The sequence below is a fragment of the Methylobacterium sp. XJLW genome, assembly GCF_003254375.1.
Lineage (GTDB): Bacteria > Pseudomonadota > Alphaproteobacteria > Rhizobiales > Beijerinckiaceae > Methylobacterium > Methylobacterium fujisawaense.
The window spans coordinates 241023-259080 of record NZ_CP016429.1 but is presented as its reverse complement, the minus strand read 5'-3'; the positions used below and the strand labels follow the sequence as shown (position 1 = coordinate 259080).

The following is an 18058-nucleotide window of genomic DNA, read 5'->3' as shown; positions in this document are numbered from 1 at the left end:
TTCAAGAAATTAAAAACGCCCGAGCTCTCTTAAGGATCGCCGGGCTCCATACCGGCGATGTGCTGCGGCACCGGACGCCGATGGCGGCGCGCCGGTCGAAAATTAAAAGGTATTTTGGAAAAAAATTGAATTTTTACTGCCAGAAGACTTATTTAATTGCGTCTCTTGCACATCCTGCACGATCATTCTGGCGCCGCTCCGACCGATCCGGTGCCATTGCCGCGTATCGCGGGGCTGCCCGTGCCACGCGACCCGGGGTGCCGGGGTGGCTCCGATGTCTCGCGTGATCGAACCGCAGAACCTCGTTTCGGCCGGGTTGCGGCCTGTGCGCTCACCCCGTGCCATGGCGGCGAGCGAATCTCTCGGACACCTGAGCGGCCCCCGTCACCGCCGCTCCGGGGCGGGATGAAGACGCCGATCGATCGGCGTCTGTGCTGATGATGTCAGGCTCGACGAGGAGTTAAGCCGGTGGTCGGACGATACCTGGGGCTCCTCATCCTGGCCTTGACGCTGCTGCGCTTGGTCGGGTCCGCGCGTGCGGAGAGCGAGATGGCGGCAGGGGGCGCGTTCATGAGCAGCTACACGTCGGATCCCTATTTCGATCCGCGGTCGCGATATTCTCAAGTGCATTCAGCCGGAGACATCCGCGGTCAGCCGATGTTGGCGGAACCCGGCGATGCGCCGGCGCCGTGCAGGCTCTTCGACAAGGCCTGCGCGGATGCCTTCGAACGCGCACGCCGGCACGCCTATCCTTAGACCTCTGCGTGCGTGAGGTCGGCGGCGGGCCGCAGCCGTCATGGCAGGCCCATTCCGGCAATTCGAATGAATCCGTGAAGACCTTTTTGAGCCCTCGCCACTAGCTTGACCCTGTTTGGGGTCGAGCTGTCATGATCGAAGAGCGAAGCGCCCGGCGCGTATCAGTCAACTTGCACGGACGCATCGCGGTCGCGGGTCACCCGACGATACCCTGTGTGGTCCATGACATGTCCCGCTGGGGCGTGCGCCTTCGGCTGGTCGGCACGGAGCGGGTTCCCGCTGAATTCCAGCTGACGATCGACGCCACCGAGAAGGTGATCGGTTGCGAGACGGTCTGGAAGAATGCCGACGAGATCGGGGCCCTGACCGATCTGATGGAATGATCGTCGCGTCTCGGGAGCGCGGCGAGGCGGCGGACCGCGTCAGAGTGGTGGACGCCGTCTACCTCGCGGCACCCTGGTCGGGGACGCAGAGCGTATCCACCCGGCACTGATCGTCGAGCCCTATTCGAAGGGGCGCGCGACGTCGGCATCCGCCCCGAGAAAGGCCCCTCAGCCGCGGGCGAGCGCCGCCTCGAACTCCTCGGCCGGGAGATGCGCACCACCGGTCGTCCAGATGACGTGGGTTGCGGCGGCGCGCGTCTCCGCCGGGATGGTCTGTGCAAAACGTCCCGCCGCCGCGAAGCCGGCCGCCGCGGAAGGCTCCAGGCGGATACCCGCCTCCGTCCAGAGGATCTTGAGCCAACGATACAACGCATCGTCGGGGACCGTGACCACGGCCCGGACAAGCTTCTCGAGGGTGCGAGCGACCAGCATGGACGCGGAGGCGACCGCCAGCCCGTCGGCGGCGGTGCGATTGTCGAGACCGACATCGTAGACGCTCACCGGCCGTTCGAGGCCCGCCGCGAGCTGAACCAGCATGCAGGGCGACGCCACGGGCTCGACGAAGACCGGATGCACGGAATCACCGAACAGCAGCTTGAGGCCGAAGGCGACACCACCCGGCGCGCCTCCGACGCCACAGGGCAGATGGACGAACAGGGGATGGGCCGGTCCAACCGGGATCCCGGCTGCAGCGAGCTGGCGCTCCAGGTCGAGGGCCGCGGCCGCATAGCCCAGGAACAGCTCGACCGAATCCTCGTCGTCGACGAAATGCGCGTTGCCGCGTCCGGAATAGGCGTTGCGCGCCGCCGCGACCGCCGCACCGTAATCGCCGCGATGCTCGACCACGCGGGCGCCGAGTTCCCGCAGGCGTTCCTTCTTCCAGGCCTTGGCATCGTGCGACATATGGACTTCCACCGCGAATCCGAGCGCCCGTCCCATCAGTCCGACACTGAAGCCGAGATTGCCGGTGCTGCCGACCGCGATGATGTGACGGCCAAACAGGTCGCGAAATTCCGGGTCCGCGAAGGCCGCATAGGATCGGCCCTCGGCGAGAAGTCCGGCCTGCGCGGCCAGCGCCTCGGCGTAGGCCAGGACCTCGTAGACGCCGCCGCGTGCCTTGATGCAGCCCGTCACCGGCAATGCATGGTCCGCCTTGACCAGTACACGGCCCCCCGCTCCACACAGGATGGTGTCGGACAAGCCGGCCGCCAGCGGGATCAGCGGTGAATCGATCCGGCCTGACACCTCCTCCGGGAAGAGGCGCGTCAGCAACGGTGCGAAGCGCTGCCAGCGTGCCACCGCACCGTCGACGTCGGCTTTGCCCAGCGCCAGATCCGGGAGGACGGACGCACTGTCGGCCACCGCCGGGTTGATCCAGATCGTCGGACAGGCCTGCTTGACCGCGACGGGGATGCGGTCGACCCGGGGGCTGTTCTGCATCTCGACGATCCCTGCCATGGCGTTTTGGATCCCGCTCGCTTCGGGCCGGTCCGACCTGCGCGAGGGTCGGTGACGCGGCCGCGTGTCTCCGCCCGGACTGCTTATCAGAGCCACCTGCCGTTCGGCATGCCCATCGGGCGCATGGTGGGTCTGGCCGGCGATCCGTCCTTGCGCCCTCGTCGGGGCTGGCGCTGTCGCGGTGGCGGACATCCCGTGAAGGTCACCCAGACGCCGTCGCAGGGGGAGGCTTGTGTAAGAGGGAGACGATCTCGACGGACGGGAACGCCACGCCGGCCCTCTGAACCGTGCCGTCGATGCCGTCGGCGATCGTTCCGGCCCCGCGACGCTCCCGACGGGACTGCCGCTCCCCTGAGCCGCGCGACGGTCACGCGATCCGTTTTCAGGTGTGCGGGAGCACTTCGGCCCGCAAAGCTTGAGCTTACATCGGGATCACACCGCGAAGACAGTCGCGGATCCGATGGAGACTTCCAATGACCCTCACTGCGCGTCTCACCGTTGCCGCCGCCGCCGCCCTCGCCACCATCGCGGTCCTGGCCGGAACCTACGTCGAAGTCCTCGATCGTGCCCTGCCGATGCACTTCGTCTGAGCATGCAGATGCGAACCGAATGAGCGCCGCATCCCGGGTCGACGCCGGTGAGCGGCGTCGTCCCGGGATGCGGCGGGAGGAGACCGATGCGCCAGATCCTGTGGTCCGTATTCGACGGCGCGCTTTTGGCTGCCGATACGCTCGATGACATCCTCGTCCAAGCCGCCCTGAGCTTCGGCGCAGTCGCCCCTTTCGTGGCTGAGCCTTCCGGCGATCCTACCTTAACCACGGCCTCCGGCCCGGAGGGCTCCGCGGCCACATCGGACCGGGCATGACCGCAGATGTCTCGGACCGTCCATCGATCGGCCCCGTTACGATCGCGGGCTGCCGGCGCGCGTCCGCGCCGCCGCAATGAACGCCGGTTCGGCGCAAGAGGCGCCTTAGGACGAAGGCTTTGAGCCGCTCCTGATCGCGAGGCGATCGGGAACGGTTCTAGCGCTTCGGCGGGTTCGGTGCGGATTGATCGGTCTGCGGTTCCATCTTCGTGGTGTCGGGCTTCGTCGGTGTATTGTTCTGCGCCTGCTTGTCGTCGCAGGCCGCGAGGCCGATCAGCATGAATCCTACCAGCGAGAGACGACTGATCGACGGCATGGAACTTCCTTCTTGCAATTGGATGGAATGGGACCGACAGCGCTCGGCTTCAGTGCTGAGGACCGCTGGCCCGAAGCCTGCGTCGCTCGGAACTTTGCTCCCGCCGCTTTGCTACGGCGACGTCTTCCGCGGCCAAAGCGGGGGGTAGCATCCGCAGACGATGCAATCCGGGGGACGATCATCAGTTCCGAGTCGATCTCCCTCAGACGCCAGACGGTGCCGCCGGCAGCCCAGGTGGCGGGAAGGGCACCCTGACCGGCGAAGGCCAAGCCCGGCAGCCGGGACCTCACTCTTCAGCTTTCCGTCCACTCTGGGCGGCGGATCGCGGCGTTGCCGTTCAGCGGCACGGAGATGGCGGAAGCGGATCACAACGCGACCCGTTTGCCCCCGGCCTCAGCGCCCTGTGTATCCCACCACCGCCGCAGCCGACTTCAGACGTGCGAAGGCGTCGGCGTAGCGCTCGCGCAGGAAGGCGGCATCGGGCGGTATCCGGGAGGGACGAAGATTGTCCTCCGTATCGGACATCTTGATCAGCAGTGCCGCGAGATCACCCGATGCGATCAGGGCCGCAATCCGTTCCGAATAGGCGATCCGGCTGGCGGGCTTCGTGAGAAGCGTGACCGTTCTGATAATATCCGCCTCGAAACCGGCCGCCTGAAGATCTGTCGTCGTGCGTGACGTGTCCTCCAGCACATCGTGCAGGAGCGCCGCCTGCATCACTCGCATCGGGTCAATGTCGAGTCCGTCGCTGAGTCGGGCGTGACCGGCTCGGGCCAGGGCCGCGTTCGCAACGCGCTCCAGGTGCCGCATGCAGGGCTCGCCACACTTGTCGAGCTGACCGGCATGCGCGGTAAGGGCGAAGGTATGGGCATCGAAGATCGTCGGCACGCTGCCCTCTTGCGGCATCCACCGGACCGGATTGCCGTCGCTCCGGCTCCCAGCTCCGTGAAGTCCTCAACGCGCTGGGGTGTTCCCGACCGGCCCGGGTCAAAGAAGGCCGTGTCTTACCCGGGCCGTCGAAGCCGAGACGGTGCGGGTCCGGAAAATATCACGGATGCGCAGTCTTCGCGCGTCGGCCGAAAGTTATGACCGTTTGGACTATTGCCCAGCTCCTCGGAACTCGCCATCTCTTGTCTCTGTTCGGACAAGCGGCGAGTCGCACTTCAGGATTGAGCCCATGGCGTCCGTGACACTGGAGAAGCCGCTCGATGTCGGTGGGCCGCTCAGCCGGCGCGCCGCGGCCCTGGCCAACGTCCGATGGTTCCGTGCCCTGGCATGGCGGGCCCTTCGCGATGGAGGCCCGCGCGCCGAGTTGCGCGCCGCCAACGCACGGGCCGCCGCCCGGATCGTGCTTCGTCAGGCCAAACGCGACGCTTTGGTCGCCTGCTTGGCGCGTCAGGCTCTGGAAAGCCCCGGTGGACCGCTTCACCGAGCGCCTGATCGCCCCTCCCAGGGCGACACCGTCGCACCGTTGCGATAGCCTGTCATTCCGCCTCGTGCGGTCGGGACAGACAGCACTGTCGTCGATCGTGTCATGGCGGCCCGGCGCTGCGTTATGCCTCGGCCGCCACGACGGGTCCCGCGATCGTTCCACCGCGAGACCCGAATGGTCGGCCGGGCGCTCTGCCCGGCCTCGTCTGAGATCTGGTTCTCAGCGCTTGAACTTGCCGTCGTACTTGAATTCCGGCGCAGCCTTGAGCTGATCCTTGGAGGCTCCGATGACGGCCTTCCACTTCTTCGCGTCGGCGTCGTAGCCGATGGCGATCGAGCTCGGCGAAACCGCCACGTAGTGCTCGCCCATGCCGAGGAAGCCGCCCACCGAGACGATGTAGCCGACAAGCTTGTCGTGATTGATGGCCAGATCCTTGATCTCGCCCACCGTGTTGTTCTGCGCGTCGGTGACGTTGAGACCGATCAGATTGTAGCTGAGCACGGCGTCCTGCGGGACAGCCTCGAATTTCGGCGCCACCGTCGCGGGCGCCTCGTTGGCGGCGAAGGCGGGACCGGCGAGGGTGGCGGCGGCGAGGGCTGTAAGGACGAGGCGGCGCATGAATAACTCCAGTGTCCCGGTATGGGTGGCTGGAAATGGACGATGACGCCGCATCGTTCCGCCCCCGCACGGAAATGTTAATGCGCGGAACATGGAGCCCTCGCGAGGTGCCCGCGCGGTCCGCGGGCACCTGGTCATGAGTCGCCCGTCGAACCCCTTGCGCAACTGTACTGACGCGTGACCGGGACAGAATGCCCCGCGGCGGCGGGATCGTTCCTGGCCCACCGGTGCCCGTCGCGGCAAGCGAAGGCCAACGTGAGTTTGCGGGAGACATGCATGGCAGACGCCTCGCTCGATCGGGCGCGGAGGTCGGCACCAAGCGCCTGGATGGATGGTCTTGTCGGGATCACCATCTTCAGCGCCTCGCTGGTCGCGACCCGGCTCGCCCTGACCGGCATGGACGCCCTGTTCCTCAGTGCGGCACGGGCGGCGCTCGCCGGCCTCGCCGGTGCGGCGGCCCTTCTGGCCCTGCGCCAAGCGCGCCCGCGCCGGGCTGACGTTCCGGCGCTCGCCATCGTGGCCGCGGGGGTCGTGGTCGGGTTTCCGCTGCTTACCGCCCTGGCCTTGCAGACCGTCGGTGCCGCGCATGGAACGGTGTTCCTCGGCCTGCTGCCCCTGGTCACCGCGCTGTTCGGTGCGCTGCGCTCGGGCGAACGGCCATCGCCCGTCTTCTGGTTGTTTTCGCTCACCGGTGCGCTCGTCACGGTCGCCTTCGCCGCGCGCGGCCTCGATGGACCGCCCGGTCCCGGGGATGCCTTCATGCTCGCGGCGATCGTGCTCTGCGGGCTCGGCTACGCCGAAGGCGGCGTCCTGGCGCGCCGGCTCGGCGGATGGCAGGTGATCGCCTGGGCCACGGTCCTGTCCTTGCCGGTCAGCGTGCCGCTGGCCCTGGCGCTCTGTCCGGCCGAGCCCGGCACGATCCCGCTGCCAGCCTGGGCGGGCCTCGCCTACGTGGCGCTGTTCAGCATGCTGATCGGCTTCGTGTTCTGGTATCGGGCCCTGGCGCGCGGCGGCATCGCGGCGGTCGGCCAGCTCCAGTTGCTGCAGCCGTTCCTGGGCCTCGGCGTCGCCGCGCTGGTCCTCGGCGAGCGGATCGAGCCCGCCATGATCGGCGCCGCTCTGGCCGTGGCCGCCTGCGTAGCCCTGGCCCGGCGCTTCACCTGAAAGCCGATCCGGCGCTCTCAGCCCGACTTGGCCACGACCTCGATGTCGCGGTCGAGGCCGCTCTCGACCTTGAATTCCCGCGTGTAGACCTGCCCGTCATGGCGCGCGATCAGGACGTAATCGCCCTCGGCGAGGGTCACCTGCGGGAACGCCCCGATGGCCTCGCGGATCGTGTCGCCGCCGGGGGTGAGAACCGAGAAGGCGGTGCCCGCGAAGGCCTCGGCCCCGGGAGCGGCCACGAGTTTCAGCGTGACGGTGGCGGCGCGGTGGTTGAGGGTCGCCTCCGTCACCTTGCCGTTCTCGACCCGGAGGTCTGCGCGCTGAATCGCATTCGACTCCCCATAGGTCGAGACCACGTGATACGTGCCCTCGGGCAGGCGCAGCAATTCGCCGGTCTTGATCCCGGAGCGGACGAGGCGGCCCTCGGAATTGGTCCCCACCGGCACGAAGACCGAGAACATCACTTGGCCGGGCGGGATCTTCTGGTCACCCACGGCGCCCGCAAGCTTCAGGGCGCCGGCTGCCACCCGCAGCGTATCGGTGGTCGGCTGGCCACCCATCACGAGCCGCTTCGAGGCGCTGGCGAAACCGTAGGTCACGGTCGCCACATAGGTGCCCGGGGCGAGGTTGAAATGCGGCTCCGCCTCGTTGGAACGGGCGACGATCGCGGGGCGGGTGCCGTCGCCCCGGTCCTCGTAGATGCGCCATGCCAGCCCCTGGCGCAGGGGTGTGCCCGGCCCGGACAGAAGCGCCGACAGGGACAGCTGCGCCTCCGGCTCGGCGGCCGGCAGGGATGGCGGCAGGTTCGGCGTGGTGATCGACGGCGAGGGGAGGGCGCCGCCGAGCCGGTTCTGGAACGGGTCCTGCTGGGCGGATGCGGGCAGCAGGCCGGCAGCGAGAATCGCCAGCGCCGTCGCGGCAAGCCTCATGCGCATCGGTCGGCCTCTCTCAACCCTTTGCCCCAGCTCGGACGCCGGATCGTCCGGGGCTGCCTGTGCCTCCGGACCATGGCGGTGGCAAGGCCGCACTTCCACCGGAGGCCCGCGCATGCCACATCCCCCACGGGACGCGATACCGGGACGGAGCGCATGACCGCCACCCTCGATCTCCTGAAGACCCGACGTTCGGTGCCGCCGCCGCTGCTGGACGAGCCGGGCCCGGATCGCGCGCAGCTGGAGGCAATCCTGACCGCGGCCTCCCGCGTGCCCGACCACGGCAAGCTCGCGCCCTGGCGCTTCATCGTGATCGGCGGGGAGGCGCGGTCGCGGGCGGGCGAGATCATTGCGTCGACCTTCGCGGCGGACAATCCGGACGCCTCGCCGGAGCGGCTCGCGCAGGAGCGGGCGCGCCTGACCCACGCGCCGGTGGTCGTCGCGGTGGTCTCGCGAGCCGGGCCGCATGTGAAGATCCCGGAATGGGAGCAGGTGCTCTCCGCCGGTGCCGCCACCATGAACCTCGTGATCGCGGCGAATGCCGCCGGTTTCGCGACCTCCTGGCTGACGGAATGGTTCGCCTACGACCGTCGCGTCCTCGACGCACTGGGCTTGGCGCCGGCCGAGAAACTGGCGGGCTTCGTCCATATCGGCCGGGCGCGCGAGGTGCCCTCCGACCGGTTGCGGCCGGCGCTCGACGACATCGTCACCTATCTCTGAAGGGACCGGCCGTGCATTACGATCTCGCGCTGCCTCGGGAGGCGCGCGCCCTCCCGCACAATCCGCTGAAGGCGATCGTCGCGCCCCGCCCGATCGGCTGGATCAGCGCCATGAACCGTGCGGGCGCGGTGAACCTCGCGCCCTACTCGTTCTTCAACGCCGTGGCCGACAACATGGTCGCGTTCTCCTCCACGGGCCGCAAGGACGCGATGACCTTCGCCGAGGAGGGGCAGGAATTCGTCTGCAGTCTCGCGACCTGGGATCTGCGCGACGGGATGAACGATTCCTCGGCGCCGCTGCCGCGCGGAACGAGCGAGTTCGCCTTCGCCAAGCTGGAGACCGCGCCCTCGCATAAGGTTCACCCACCGCGGGTGGCCGCCTCGCCGGCGGCGTTGGAATGCCGCTGGTTGCAGACCGTGCCGCTGGTCCCCCTCGAGGGCGGCGAGGCCGAGAATTTCCTTGTGATCGGCCAAGTCGTGTCGATCTATATCGATCCACGCTACGTGGTCGACGGCATGGTCGATACGGCAGCGATGCATCCGATCATGCGTGGCGGATACTTCGACTACTTTCACGTCACGGCCGACACCCGGTTCCAGATGCGCCGGCCGAAGGGCGCCGGGGAGTTCACCGGGTCCTGAAACAGGATCGGGACGCGCACCGTCGATTGAGGACTTGTTTACCATAGCGGGCGCAGGTTCGGACGGTCCCCACTCCCGTGCGCGCCCGGATGTTCCTGTTCACCACGCCGTCGAGCCCACCGGAGAGCCCGCCGCCCCAGGCGCGGTCCCTGCCGGCCGCGCCCGCCTCGGGGCCGGTCGTCCAGGCGATCCGTGACGGAGCGACGGCGAGCGGCGTCGGCTTCGACTATCTCCTCGCCACGGCGCGGCGTGAATCGGCCCTCGACCCCGCCGCCAAGGCGGGGACCTCCTCCGCCACCGGGCTGTTCCAGTTCATCGAGCAGACCTGGCTCGGCGTGATGAAGAATGCCGGGCCGCGGCTCGGTCTGCAGGCCCAGGCCGAAGCCATCACCCGACAGTCGGACGGGACCTATACGGTCCCCGACGCGAGCCAGCGGCAGGCGATCCTCGACCTGCGCCGCGATCCCAAGATCTCCGCCACGCTGGCCGGCGCCCTGACTCAGCAGAATGCGGACGCCCTGACGAGCGCCCTCGGCCGGGAGCCGACCGCGGGCGACCTCTATGCGGCGCATGTGCTGGGCGCGAAGGGTGCCGCGGCCCTGATCTCGACGGCCCGCGCCTTCCCGGAGCGCGCCGCCGCCCTCGACCTGCCGGAGGCGGCCGCCGCGAACCGGGCTCTGTTCTACGACCGCGCCGGACGGCCGCGCAGCGCTGCCGAACTGTATGCCAGCCTCTCGGCGGCCGCACAGGGCGCGGCCGCCACCGACCTGACCGGCCTGCGCCAGGATAACGCCGGCGCGCCGCAGGCCGTGTCGGCCTATGCCAGTGCAGCGACCGCGTTCGGCGGGAGCTCGGATCTGCGCAGCCTGTTCCAGACGGACCAGCGCGGTGCGGCGTCGGATGCCGCGGCGCGGCTCTGGCAGTCCCGCAACACCGCCGCGCCGACGCAGCACCCGGCGCCGACCTACTTCCCGCGCTCCGATTCGGAGCTGCCGTCGCGCGTCGCCGACGCGGAGCCTGCCGTCACGGGCGCACTTCCCGAACCGGCGGCGACGCCCGCGGGCGCACCTCTTCTCAATCCGCCGCTGCCGCCCCGCCGACCCGCGGAACTTGCGGTCGCAGTGCCCATGCCCGGCGACAGGACCAGCCTGTTCGCCCCCCGGAGCGGTCGATGATCATCCGCGACTTCCTGGCCTGGACGCAGAATGCTTCGGCCGGAGGCCGGGCCGAGGCGACCGCGTCTCTGGCGCGGGCCTATCTGTACGGGGATCTCAACGCCGACGAGGCCTGGGAGGCCAAGACGGCGCTGCTCGCGCTCTTGGACGATCCATCGCCGCTGGTACGCCGGGCGCTCGCCGAGACCTGCGCGGCCTCGGCACGGGCCCCGCGTCCCCTCGTGGTCGCCCTCTCCTGCGATGTGCCGGAGGTGGCGCGGCTGGTCCTGGCCCGATCCCCGGTCCTCACCGATGCCGATCTCGTGGACGCCGCGGCCCTCGGCGATGAGGCGACCCGCGCGGTGATCGCCGCCCGGCACCACCTGTCGCACGCGGTCTCGGGCGCCCTGGCCGAGATCGGCGAGACGGACACGCTGGTCGTTCTGGCGGCCAATCCGACGGCGAAGATCACCGCCGGCCGGTTGCTGCGCATGATCGAGCGGCGGGGAGACGAGGCGTCCCTGCGCGAGGCACTGCTTGTCCGGGCCGACCTGCCCCCCGAGGTGCGCCATGCCCTCGGGATCGCGGTGGCACAGGCCCTCTCCGGGTTCGTCACGGACCGGGGCTGGCTCAGCGCCGAGCGTTGCGGCCGGATGAGCCGCGAGGCCGGCGAGCGCGTGGCCCTCGAAGCCTGCGAAGGACGGGGTGCGGCTGCGGTGTCGCGCCTCGTGACCCATCTGCGCACGACCCGGCAGCTGACGGCAGGGCTCGTTCTCCGAGCCGTGCTCTCCGGCCGGATCGACTTCGCCCTGGCCGCCCTGGCCGACCTCTCGGGTCAGGATCATGCCGCGATCGTCCGGGCCATGCGCGACCCGCGCCAGTTCGCGGACCTGCATGCCAGAGCCGGCCTTCCCGAACCGCTCCTGCCGGCGATGCAGGCGGCGCTCTCCGCCTGGCAGGACCTCGCCGGCCGGGCGCTCCCCGCCCGGGGAACCGGTCTGTCGCGGCGGATCATCGAATGCGCCATCGAGGCCTGCGGCGATCTCTCGGATCCGCACATGCATCCGGTCATCACCCTGCTGACCCGCTACGAGGCCGAGGCCGCCCGGGACGAGGCCCGCGAGGCGGCCCGCACCATTGCCGCACAGGCGCTCGCCCGGGAAACGGCCCGCCGGGAGACCGAAGCCGCCGACGCCGCGTGGCGTGCTGCCTTGGAAAGCCAGCGCCGGACCGCCTTCGTGGCCGAGGCCGGTCCTGACGAAACCGTCATCGTCACAGCCGTTGCCAACGTGCCGGCTGTGGCCGAGCCGCTCAATCCCGTGGGGGCGATCCTCGACGCGTTGCCGGAGCAGATCCTGGCTTGGTATCGCACCGAGGAACTGGACCCGGCCACGCAGGCCGCGACCGATCGGGTGCTCGACGGCCTCGGTGACAGCCTCCTCGACCATTTCCGCGCCAGCCAGGGTCGCGCCGAGCCGGATTCGGAGGAGGCGACCAGCGATCAGGCTGCGCGCATCGCCGCCTGATCGGACGACAGGGCCCGGCCTGGCCGTCGCCGCCTCGTCCTGGGCGAGCGCAGCGGCGGGCGGCACCGCTGCGCCTGGATCGCTCCGCACGGGAAGAGCTTCAGGACACGGCCGGGATCGCCGGCTTCCGGGGCCGGTCAGGCACGAGTCCGCAGTCAGGGCACGATCTCGGGCGGCATTCCGCCCGGGATGCCCAGCGGCTCGTTGGCCGGCGGCACGTCGTCCGGCTCCGAGTCGGGGATGCCCAGGGGCTCCGGCAGCGGGGTTTGCTGCGGCTCCGGTGTCCGCGCGGGAGATGGCGGCGGGAAGCCGGTGTCAGGATCGCCAGGGTTGCCCGGGTTCGCCATCGGCGCACCTCCCGTCAGTGGCTCATCAGGCTGCAGACCGACGCGTCGGCCAGGAGGTCACGGGTCACGCCGCCGAAGAACCATTCTCGCAGACGGCTGTAGCCGTAGGCCCCGGTCACGATCAGGTCCGCATCGGCCTCGACCGCTGCCCTCTGCAGTTCCTCGGCCGCCGTCCAGCCCGATGCCACGACTCGGCGCGGCACCGCCTTCACGTCGTGGAGGGCCAAGTACCGGGCGACATCCTCGATCTCTGACGCGTCCTCGCCATCGTTGACCCGCACCACCTCGACCGTCTCCGCACGCCTGAGCAACGGCATCGCGTCCCATACGGCCCTGCGGGTTTGCGGAGAGCTCTTCCACCCGACGACGATGCGCTTCGCCTCCATTCGCTCGACGCCGGGCGGTACGACCAGAACCGGACGGCCCAGCTCCATCAGAACGTCCCCGAGGTCGACCGCAGCCCCGAGGGACACTCCCTCGTTCTGCGCGTAGCGACCGACGACGACGAGGTCTGCGGCCCGCGCCTGTTGCTCCAGAAAGCGGACGGGATGGTCGAGATCCGAGCGCCACTCGACGCGGTCGCTGCGGCAGGCGGCCTCCCGGAAGATCTGTTCGAAGCCTGCGAGTCTCGTAAGGGCGGCTTGGCGGATGTCCTCGATGGCCGAGCCCATGGGCACGGCGGTCTCGCCATAGCCCCGCGGATAATCCGGCACGCATGCGGCCACGCCGACGAGGCGCGTGCCCAGGCGATGCGCGAGATCCGCAGCGAGTCGTATGCGTTGCGCGGCGTGCAGCCCGTCATCGACCGCGACCATGAGGCTAGCGTACGACATGCGGATATCCTGCGACCGGGAACGGAATACCCACCCACAATGCGGTCGCGGTTTCCGCAGAGCCTTGATCCATCTCAAGACCCGGACGACCCAGCATCTTGCGCTGGATCAAGGCGACCACGCGCCTTCTGGGCCACCCGTCGTGTCTCGCTTTCGGCACGGGAAGGGGCGCCATGGGCTACGCGAATATCCTCGTCGCCCTCGACCTCAGCGAGGACGCTCCGGACCGGGTCAGCCTCGCCGCCGGATTGGCGCGGCGCTTCGAAGCGATCCTCACGGGTGCAGCCGCGCAGACGGTGCCTGTTCCCATCCTGGTGCGGGACCTCTGCGAGGCGGCCGACGACGTCGAGCAGAATGCGACCCGGGTCCGCGGGATCCTGCAACGGGCGCGCGACGTGTTCGAACACAGCGCCGGCAGCGAGCTGCGCACGCTCTGGCACGCGGGCTTCGCGGATCCGCTGACGCATCTCGTCGAACAGGCGAGCACCGCCGACCTCGTCGTCGTGAGCCGGCAGGGGCCGGATGATCCGGACCCGGGTCCGCTCGGCGTGTCGCCGGGGCCCGTCCTGATGCAAGCCGGCCGGCCCGTCCTCATCGTGCCGCCGCGGATCGTCCATCTGAAGGCCGCCCGCATCGTCCTCGCCTGGAAGGACGGTCCTGAAGCGCGCCGAGCGATGTCGGCGGCGCTGCCCTTCTTCCGCGCGGCGGATCAGGTGCTCGTAGCGACCCGCGGCGAGGACGTGCGCGTCGGCAACGCCGAGGATCTGGCGGTTCACCTCGCCCGGCACGGCGTGAGCGCCACCGCCCACCACCTCCACGCCGCCGGCCCGGATGCCGACGCGATCATGCGGTTCGCCCTGGAGCAGGACGCCGATCTGGTCGTCATGGGGGCCTACGGCCATTCCCGCTTGCGGGAATGGATCTTCGGCGGCGTCACGCGCGATGTCCTCGACCGCGCACCCATCTGCAGCCTGATGTGTCACTGATGCGTTGGCGGCTGCTCTCCGTCGGTGTCGCCCTCGGCCTGGATCTGCTCTGCACCGGAGCGATCGGGGCGGAGGAATCCTCGGCGCCGCAGGGGCGGAAGTTTGCGCATGCGCATTGCGCAGGCTGCCACGCCATCGCCCTCGGGGGCGCGAGCCCGATGCGGGCGGCCCCGACCTTCCGCATGCTGGCCGAGCGCTTTCCCGTCGACGACCTCGCCGACGTCCTGATCGAGGGCGTCGAGCGGCGGCATCCGGCGATGCCGGACTTCCGGCTCGAACCGGATGATGCCGCCGACCTCACGGCTTACCTCAAGACGCTGAAACCGTGACGGCCGGTCGACGAATGCACGACCGTGCATCCCGGTCACTGCAGTGCGGATCGGATCGCGGCCGGGTTCAGAAGGCGTAATAGTCGGTGCAATGCGCCGGCGGAAGGAGACCGGCGTAACCCCAGATGCAATCGTCGTAGCGCCTCCAGCGCTGGAATCCGTCTGCCGTGCCCATCACCGGAACAGGGGCGCCCGTGTCGAATCGGCCGCCGGCCAAGGTCCGGCTTCGCACGCCGCCTTGGGAGGCCGCGCGATCGCGGTAGACCGACGCCCGGTCCCTGAAGCGGGGCGATCTTCGCACGGGGCCGCACGCGCAAGTCGATGTCCGACGCGCCTCGACATGCGCGAAGGGCAGGGCGCCGCTTCCGGGCCGCGCGAGCGCCGCGGTCGATCCGACCAGGGTGGCGATGACGAGGACAGAGCGGAACATGACGCCTTCTTCCGGTCATCGGATGACGGCGCGGATCATAGACCCGCACCCCGACCGCGCGTTTGACGCGTGTCAACGGACCCTCATCCGGTGAAGGTCTCGCTGCGTGCGCGATCCGAGGACGCGCCGCCTCGGCAGGCCAAGCTCGTCGGTTCACGTGCGAAGACAGCATTTCCCGTGGTCGATCGCTGCATAAGCCTATCCGATACGACGTTCCCGTGTTGATGAAGATCAAGACGCGGCGGCGGGACACGGCTTATCTGAATTGCGGATGCGGCTTGGAGCCCGGTCATTTTGCCGGCATCCCGGAGTCCTTCGTGGAGAACGTCGCGCGCCTGCCGAGCGAGCGGTTCGATCCGGTCGCGCAGCCCACCGGAGCCGCTGTCCTGGACATGGTCCGGTCGCTCCTGCTCGAACTGCACCCGGAGCGGGGGGCGACGATCGCGGTCGACCTCGACAGCGATCTCGAACGGGAGTTCGGCCTCGACAGCCTGGGGCGCGCGGAGCTGATCCTGAGGCTGTCGCGCAGCTTCCGGGTGTCGCTGCCGGAGAGGCTGATCGGCGAGGCAGCGACGCCGGCCGCGTTGCTGGCCGCGATCCAGGCTGCGGGCGCCGCGCGCGAGCCCTCGGCGGCGTCTCCGCCACCAGCCGCGCTGCCGACGGCGGCCGAGCCGCACCGGGCCACCACGTGGGCGGACGTGCTCGATTTCCACGTCCGCAATCACCCGGACCGCCCCCATCTTCGATTGCAACAGGAGGACGGGACCGAGACCGTTCTGACCTACGCGGCGCTCGACCGGCGTTCGCGTCATGTCGCGGCCGGCCTCCTGAAGCTCGATCTCGCCTTCGGCGACCGGGTCGCCCTCATGCTGCCCACCGGGCCCGACTTCTTCCCGGCCTTCCTCGGCACGATCCTGGCGGGTGGGGTCCCGGTCCCGCTCTACCCGCCGTTCCGGCGCGCCCAGATCCAGGATCACCTGCAGCGTCAAGTCGGTATCCTGGCGAACGCCGCGCCGCAGATCCTGATCACCGATGCGGCGATCAAACCCTTCGCCTGGCTGCTGCGCGACGGCGTCGAGAGTTTGCGGGTCCTGACGACCACCGCGGATCTCGTGACGGAAGACGCTCTGGCGGCGGCCGTCCCGGCCACGGGGGCGGACCTTGCGCTGATCCAATACACCTCCGGCAGCACAGGCGATCCGAAGGGCGTGATGCTGACCCACGCCAACCTGCTCGCCAATGTCCGCGCCATGGGCGAAGCGGTGGCGGCCTCGTCGGCGGACGTTGTCGTGAGCTGGCTCCCTCTCTACCACGATATGGGATTGATCGGCTGCTGGCTGGGCAGCCTCTATTACGGTGCGCCGGCGGCAATCCTTTCACCCCTGGCCTTCCTGGCCGATCCGGGGCGCTGGCTCAGGACAATCCATCGCCAGCGCGGCACGATCTCGGCCGCCCCGAACTTCGCCTACGAGCTGTGTCTCAAGACCCTGCGGGACGAGGATCTCGCGGGGCTCGATCTCAGCTCGCTGCGCGTCCTGACCAACGGGGCCGAACCGGTCAGCCCGGACACGCTGGCCCGGTTCACTGAGCGCTTCGCGGCCTTCGGCCTCCGGCCGTCGGCCGTCACACCCGTCTACGGGCTCGCCGAATGCGCGGTCGGCCTCACCTTTCCGCCCCTCGGCCGGGGCCCGCGCATCGACTGGATCGACCGCGCAACGCTGTCGCGGAGCGGCGAGGCCCTGCCGGCCGAGCCTGGCGCTCCGGGGGCCGTCGCCTTCGCCGCCTGCGGGCATCCGTTGCGCGGCCATCAGATCCGGATCGTGGACGAGGCCGGGCGCGAGGTGCCGGAGCGCCGGGAGGGGCGGCTGAAGTTCAACGGTCCCTCCGCGACGACCGGCTACTTCCGGCGTCCGGAGATCACGCGCGCCCTGTTCGACGGAGCTTGGCTCGAGAGCGGCGACCTCGCCTATTTGGCGAGCGGCGACGTCTTCGTGACGGGGCGTACCAAGGACATCATCATCCGGGCCGGTCGGAAGATCCATCCGCACGAGCTGGAAGAGGTGGCGGGTGCGGTCGACGGCGTCCGAAAGGGCTGTGTCGCGGCCTTCGCGAGCCCCGACCCGAGAACCGGGACGGAGCGGCTGATCCTCGCCGCCGAGACGCGCCTCACCGACGCCGCGGCCCTTGAGGAGCTGCGCCGCACCCTGGCCCGGGAAGCGATGGGCGTGATCGAGCAGCCGCCCGACGTGATCGTCCTGTGTCCGCCCCGCACATTGCCGAAGACGTCGAGCGGGAAGATCCGTCGCGCGGCGACGCGGTCGCTCTACGCGGCAGGCGAACTCGGCCGGCCGGAAGCCGCCCTGCGGACGCAGCTGGTCCGGCTCGCCGTCGCGGGGGCCGCGGCGCGGCTGCGCCGTATCGGGCGGCTCTGGTCGGAGGCAGCCTACGCGGCGTCCTGGTGGGGAGTCCTCGTCGTCATCGGTGCCATCCTATGGCCGCTGGTGCTCGTCCTGCCGAAGCGCGCTTGGCGCTTCGGCGCCCTCCGGACGGGCCTGCGGCTCTTCTTCTGGGTCACGCGGACGCCGTTGACCGTATCGGGCGAGCCCGTCAGCCGCGGCGCCGTCATCGTCGCCAACCATGCGAGCTATCTTGACGGCGCCGTGCTGGCGGCCGTGCTGCCCGGGGCGCCGGTCTTCCTCGCCAAGCAGGAGCTGGCCCGTCAGCGCATCGCCGGGCCGTTCCTGCGGCGGCTGGGAACCGCCTTCGTCCACCGGGGTACCGTGGCGGGTATCGCCGACGCGGCGGCGATCGTCGGGCGCATTCGCGATGGCGAGCAGGTGGTCGCGTTCCCGGAGGGCACCTTTACCCGGACCCCGGGCCTCCTCGGCTTCCATCCCGGTGCGTTTCTAGATGCCTGCCGCGCGGGTGCCCCGATCGTGCCGGTCGCGATCACGGGCACGCGGTCGGCGCTGCGGGCCGATCAGTGGTTCCCCCGGCGGAGCGGGATCCACGTCCATATCGGAGCGCCGATCGCCCCGGACGGCGAGGATTTCCACGCGGCGATCCGCCTGCGCAATCGGACGCGCGCGGCGATTCTCGCCGGCTGCAACGAGCCGGACCTCTCCCGGGAAGCGGTGCCGCCGCCCGTCGAGCCGGCTCCGGAATGAT

19 protein-coding genes are annotated in these 18058 nt (G+C 69.7%); 11 read left to right on the top strand and 8 right to left on the bottom strand.

All coding sequences use genetic code 11. From position 1 onward, the window contains the following. Positions 1–468: 468 nt before the first annotated feature. Positions 469–756 (top strand): hypothetical protein, encoded by a 288-nt coding sequence (locus A3862_RS01160; RefSeq protein ID WP_043347621.1) that lies wholly within the window; start codon positions 469–471, stop codon positions 754–756. Positions 757–887: 131 nt separating this feature from the next. Continuing rightward, the gene (locus A3862_RS01155; protein WP_043347619.1) at positions 888–1139 is read left to right on the top strand and encodes a PilZ domain-containing protein; all 252 of its coding nucleotides are present in this window, start codon (positions 888–890) and stop codon (positions 1137–1139) included. Positions 1140–1307: 168 nt separating this feature from the next. Here A3862_RS01155 and A3862_RS01150 read toward each other — a convergent pair whose 3' ends face one another. Next, on the bottom strand, positions 1308–2597 hold the full coding sequence (locus A3862_RS01150) for a D-serine ammonia-lyase (protein WP_111473146.1): 1290 nt from the start codon (positions 2595–2597) through the stop codon (positions 1308–1310). 676 nt (positions 2598–3273) lie between these two features. On the opposite strand from A3862_RS01150, the gene A3862_RS01140 reads away from it, so the two are divergent. Then, the gene (locus A3862_RS01140) at positions 3274–3462 is read left to right on the top strand and encodes a hypothetical protein (protein WP_043755149.1); all 189 of its coding nucleotides are present in this window, start codon (positions 3274–3276) and stop codon (positions 3460–3462) included. A gap of 157 nt (positions 3463–3619) precedes the next feature. Here the strand turns inward: A3862_RS01140 and A3862_RS31330 are convergent, their stop codons facing one another. The 3 genes from A3862_RS31330 to A3862_RS01125 all read right to left on the bottom strand — a co-directional run bounded on the left by A3862_RS31330 (position 3620) and on the right by A3862_RS01125 (position 5828). After that, the gene (locus tag A3862_RS31330; protein ID WP_164706327.1) at positions 3620–3778 is read right to left on the bottom strand and encodes a hypothetical protein; all 159 of its coding nucleotides are present in this window, start codon (positions 3776–3778) and stop codon (positions 3620–3622) included. A gap of 393 nt (positions 3779–4171) precedes the next feature. Continuing rightward, on the bottom strand, positions 4172–4666 hold the full coding sequence (locus A3862_RS01135; RefSeq protein ID WP_043382283.1) for an HD domain-containing protein: 495 nt from the start codon (positions 4664–4666) through the stop codon (positions 4172–4174). 763 nt (positions 4667–5429) lie between these two features. After that, the gene (locus A3862_RS01125) at positions 5430–5828 is read right to left on the bottom strand and encodes a PRC-barrel domain-containing protein (RefSeq protein ID WP_043382150.1); all 399 of its coding nucleotides are present in this window, start codon (positions 5826–5828) and stop codon (positions 5430–5432) included. A 276-nt stretch (positions 5829–6104) separates the two neighbouring features. Here A3862_RS01125 and A3862_RS01120 point away from each other — a divergent pair, with 276 nt between their 5' ends. Further along, positions 6105–6992: a DMT family transporter gene (locus A3862_RS01120; RefSeq protein WP_111473145.1), complete on the top strand. Its 888-nt coding sequence runs from the start codon at positions 6105–6107 to the stop codon at positions 6990–6992. 17 nt (positions 6993–7009) lie between these two features. On the opposite strand, the gene A3862_RS01115 is transcribed toward A3862_RS01120, so the two are convergent. Further along, entirely contained in the window at positions 7010–7927 is a 918-nt protein-coding gene (locus A3862_RS01115) for a hypothetical protein (protein WP_043755151.1), read from the bottom strand. A 153-nt stretch (positions 7928–8080) separates the two neighbouring features. Between A3862_RS01115 and A3862_RS01110 the strand changes: the two genes are divergently transcribed. The 4 genes from A3862_RS01110 (at position 8081) to A3862_RS01095 (ending at position 11965) form a co-directional block, all read left to right on the top strand. Next, on the top strand, positions 8081–8644 hold the full coding sequence (locus tag A3862_RS01110; RefSeq protein WP_043755153.1) for a nitroreductase family protein: 564 nt from the start codon (positions 8081–8083) through the stop codon (positions 8642–8644). Between the two features lie 11 nt (positions 8645–8655). Continuing rightward, positions 8656–9285 (top strand): flavin reductase family protein, encoded by a 630-nt coding sequence (locus A3862_RS01105; RefSeq protein ID WP_043755155.1) that lies wholly within the window; start codon positions 8656–8658, stop codon positions 9283–9285. An 89-nt stretch (positions 9286–9374) separates the two neighbouring features. Further along, positions 9375–10460, top strand: a complete 1086-nt coding sequence (locus tag A3862_RS01100; protein WP_043755156.1) for a lytic transglycosylase — start codon at positions 9375–9377, stop codon at positions 10458–10460. Continuing rightward, entirely contained in the window at positions 10457–11965 is a 1509-nt protein-coding gene (locus A3862_RS01095) for a DUF2336 domain-containing protein (RefSeq protein WP_043755159.1), read from the top strand. The genes A3862_RS01100 and A3862_RS01095 overlap by 4 nt, the downstream gene beginning before the upstream one ends. Before the next feature lie 155 nt (positions 11966–12120). On the opposite strand, the gene A3862_RS01090 is transcribed toward A3862_RS01095, so the two are convergent. Further along, positions 12121–12312, bottom strand: a complete 192-nt coding sequence (locus A3862_RS01090; RefSeq protein WP_043382136.1) for a hypothetical protein — start codon at positions 12310–12312, stop codon at positions 12121–12123. A gap of 14 nt (positions 12313–12326) precedes the next feature. Further along, positions 12327–13145 (bottom strand): universal stress protein, encoded by an 819-nt coding sequence (locus A3862_RS01085; RefSeq protein WP_043755163.1) that lies wholly within the window; start codon positions 13143–13145, stop codon positions 12327–12329. A gap of 173 nt (positions 13146–13318) precedes the next feature. On the opposite strand from A3862_RS01085, the gene A3862_RS01080 reads away from it, so the two are divergent. Then, positions 13319–14131, top strand: a complete 813-nt coding sequence (locus A3862_RS01080) for a universal stress protein (RefSeq protein WP_043755166.1) — start codon at positions 13319–13321, stop codon at positions 14129–14131. Continuing rightward, entirely contained in the window at positions 14131–14460 is a 330-nt protein-coding gene (locus A3862_RS01075) for a c-type cytochrome (RefSeq protein WP_043755168.1), read from the top strand. The genes A3862_RS01080 and A3862_RS01075 overlap by 1 nt, the downstream gene beginning before the upstream one ends. A 67-nt stretch (positions 14461–14527) precedes the next feature. On the opposite strand, the gene A3862_RS01070 is transcribed toward A3862_RS01075, so the two are convergent. Then, positions 14528–14890, bottom strand: coding sequence for a hypothetical protein (locus A3862_RS01070; RefSeq protein WP_043755170.1), 363 nt, complete (start codon positions 14888–14890; stop codon positions 14528–14530). A 278-nt stretch (positions 14891–15168) separates the two neighbouring features. Here A3862_RS01070 and A3862_RS01065 point away from each other — a divergent pair, with 278 nt between their 5' ends. Then, a complete protein-coding gene (locus tag A3862_RS01065; protein WP_236961652.1) occupies positions 15169–18057 on the top strand; it encodes an AMP-binding protein in 2889 nt (962 codons plus the stop codon). Position 18058: the final 1 nt, after the last annotated feature.

What these genes read in the sequence shown, in the direction of transcription:
- A3862_RS01140 (WP_043755149.1), top strand. Translation starts at nt 3,274, where the DNA reads ATGCGCCAGATCCTGTGGTCCGTATTCGACGGCGCGCTTTTGGCTGCC.
- A3862_RS01125 (WP_043382150.1), bottom strand. Translation starts at nt 5,828, where the DNA reads ATGCGCCGCCTCGTCCTTACAGCCCTCGCCGCCGCCACCCTCGCCGGT.
- A3862_RS01115 (WP_043755151.1), bottom strand. Translation starts at nt 7,927, where the DNA reads ATGCGCATGAGGCTTGCCGCGACGGCGCTGGCGATTCTCGCTGCCGGC.
- A3862_RS01155 (WP_043347619.1), top strand. Translation starts at nt 888, where the DNA reads ATGATCGAAGAGCGAAGCGCCCGGCGCGTATCAGTCAACTTGCACGGA.
- A3862_RS01095 (WP_043755159.1), top strand. Translation starts at nt 10,457, where the DNA reads ATGATCATCCGCGACTTCCTGGCCTGGACGCAGAATGCTTCGGCCGGA.
- A3862_RS31330 (WP_164706327.1), bottom strand. Translation starts at nt 3,778, where the DNA reads ATGCCGTCGATCAGTCGTCTCTCGCTGGTAGGATTCATGCTGATCGGC.
- A3862_RS01080 (WP_043755166.1), top strand. Translation starts at nt 13,319, where the DNA reads ATGGGCTACGCGAATATCCTCGTCGCCCTCGACCTCAGCGAGGACGCT.
- A3862_RS01150 (WP_111473146.1), bottom strand. Translation starts at nt 2,597, where the DNA reads ATGGCAGGGATCGTCGAGATGCAGAACAGCCCCCGGGTCGACCGCATC.
- A3862_RS01120 (WP_111473145.1), top strand. Translation starts at nt 6,105, where the DNA reads ATGGCAGACGCCTCGCTCGATCGGGCGCGGAGGTCGGCACCAAGCGCC.
- A3862_RS01085 (WP_043755163.1), bottom strand. Translation starts at nt 13,145, where the DNA reads ATGTCGTACGCTAGCCTCATGGTCGCGGTCGATGACGGGCTGCACGCC.
- A3862_RS01100 (WP_043755156.1), top strand. Translation starts at nt 9,375, where the DNA reads ATGTTCCTGTTCACCACGCCGTCGAGCCCACCGGAGAGCCCGCCGCCC.
- A3862_RS01110 (WP_043755153.1), top strand. Translation starts at nt 8,081, where the DNA reads ATGACCGCCACCCTCGATCTCCTGAAGACCCGACGTTCGGTGCCGCCG.
- A3862_RS01070 (WP_043755170.1), bottom strand. Translation starts at nt 14,890, where the DNA reads ATGTTCCGCTCTGTCCTCGTCATCGCCACCCTGGTCGGATCGACCGCG.
- A3862_RS01090 (WP_043382136.1), bottom strand. Translation starts at nt 12,312, where the DNA reads ATGGCGAACCCGGGCAACCCTGGCGATCCTGACACCGGCTTCCCGCCG.
- A3862_RS01075 (WP_043755168.1), top strand. Translation starts at nt 14,131, where the DNA reads ATGCGTTGGCGGCTGCTCTCCGTCGGTGTCGCCCTCGGCCTGGATCTG.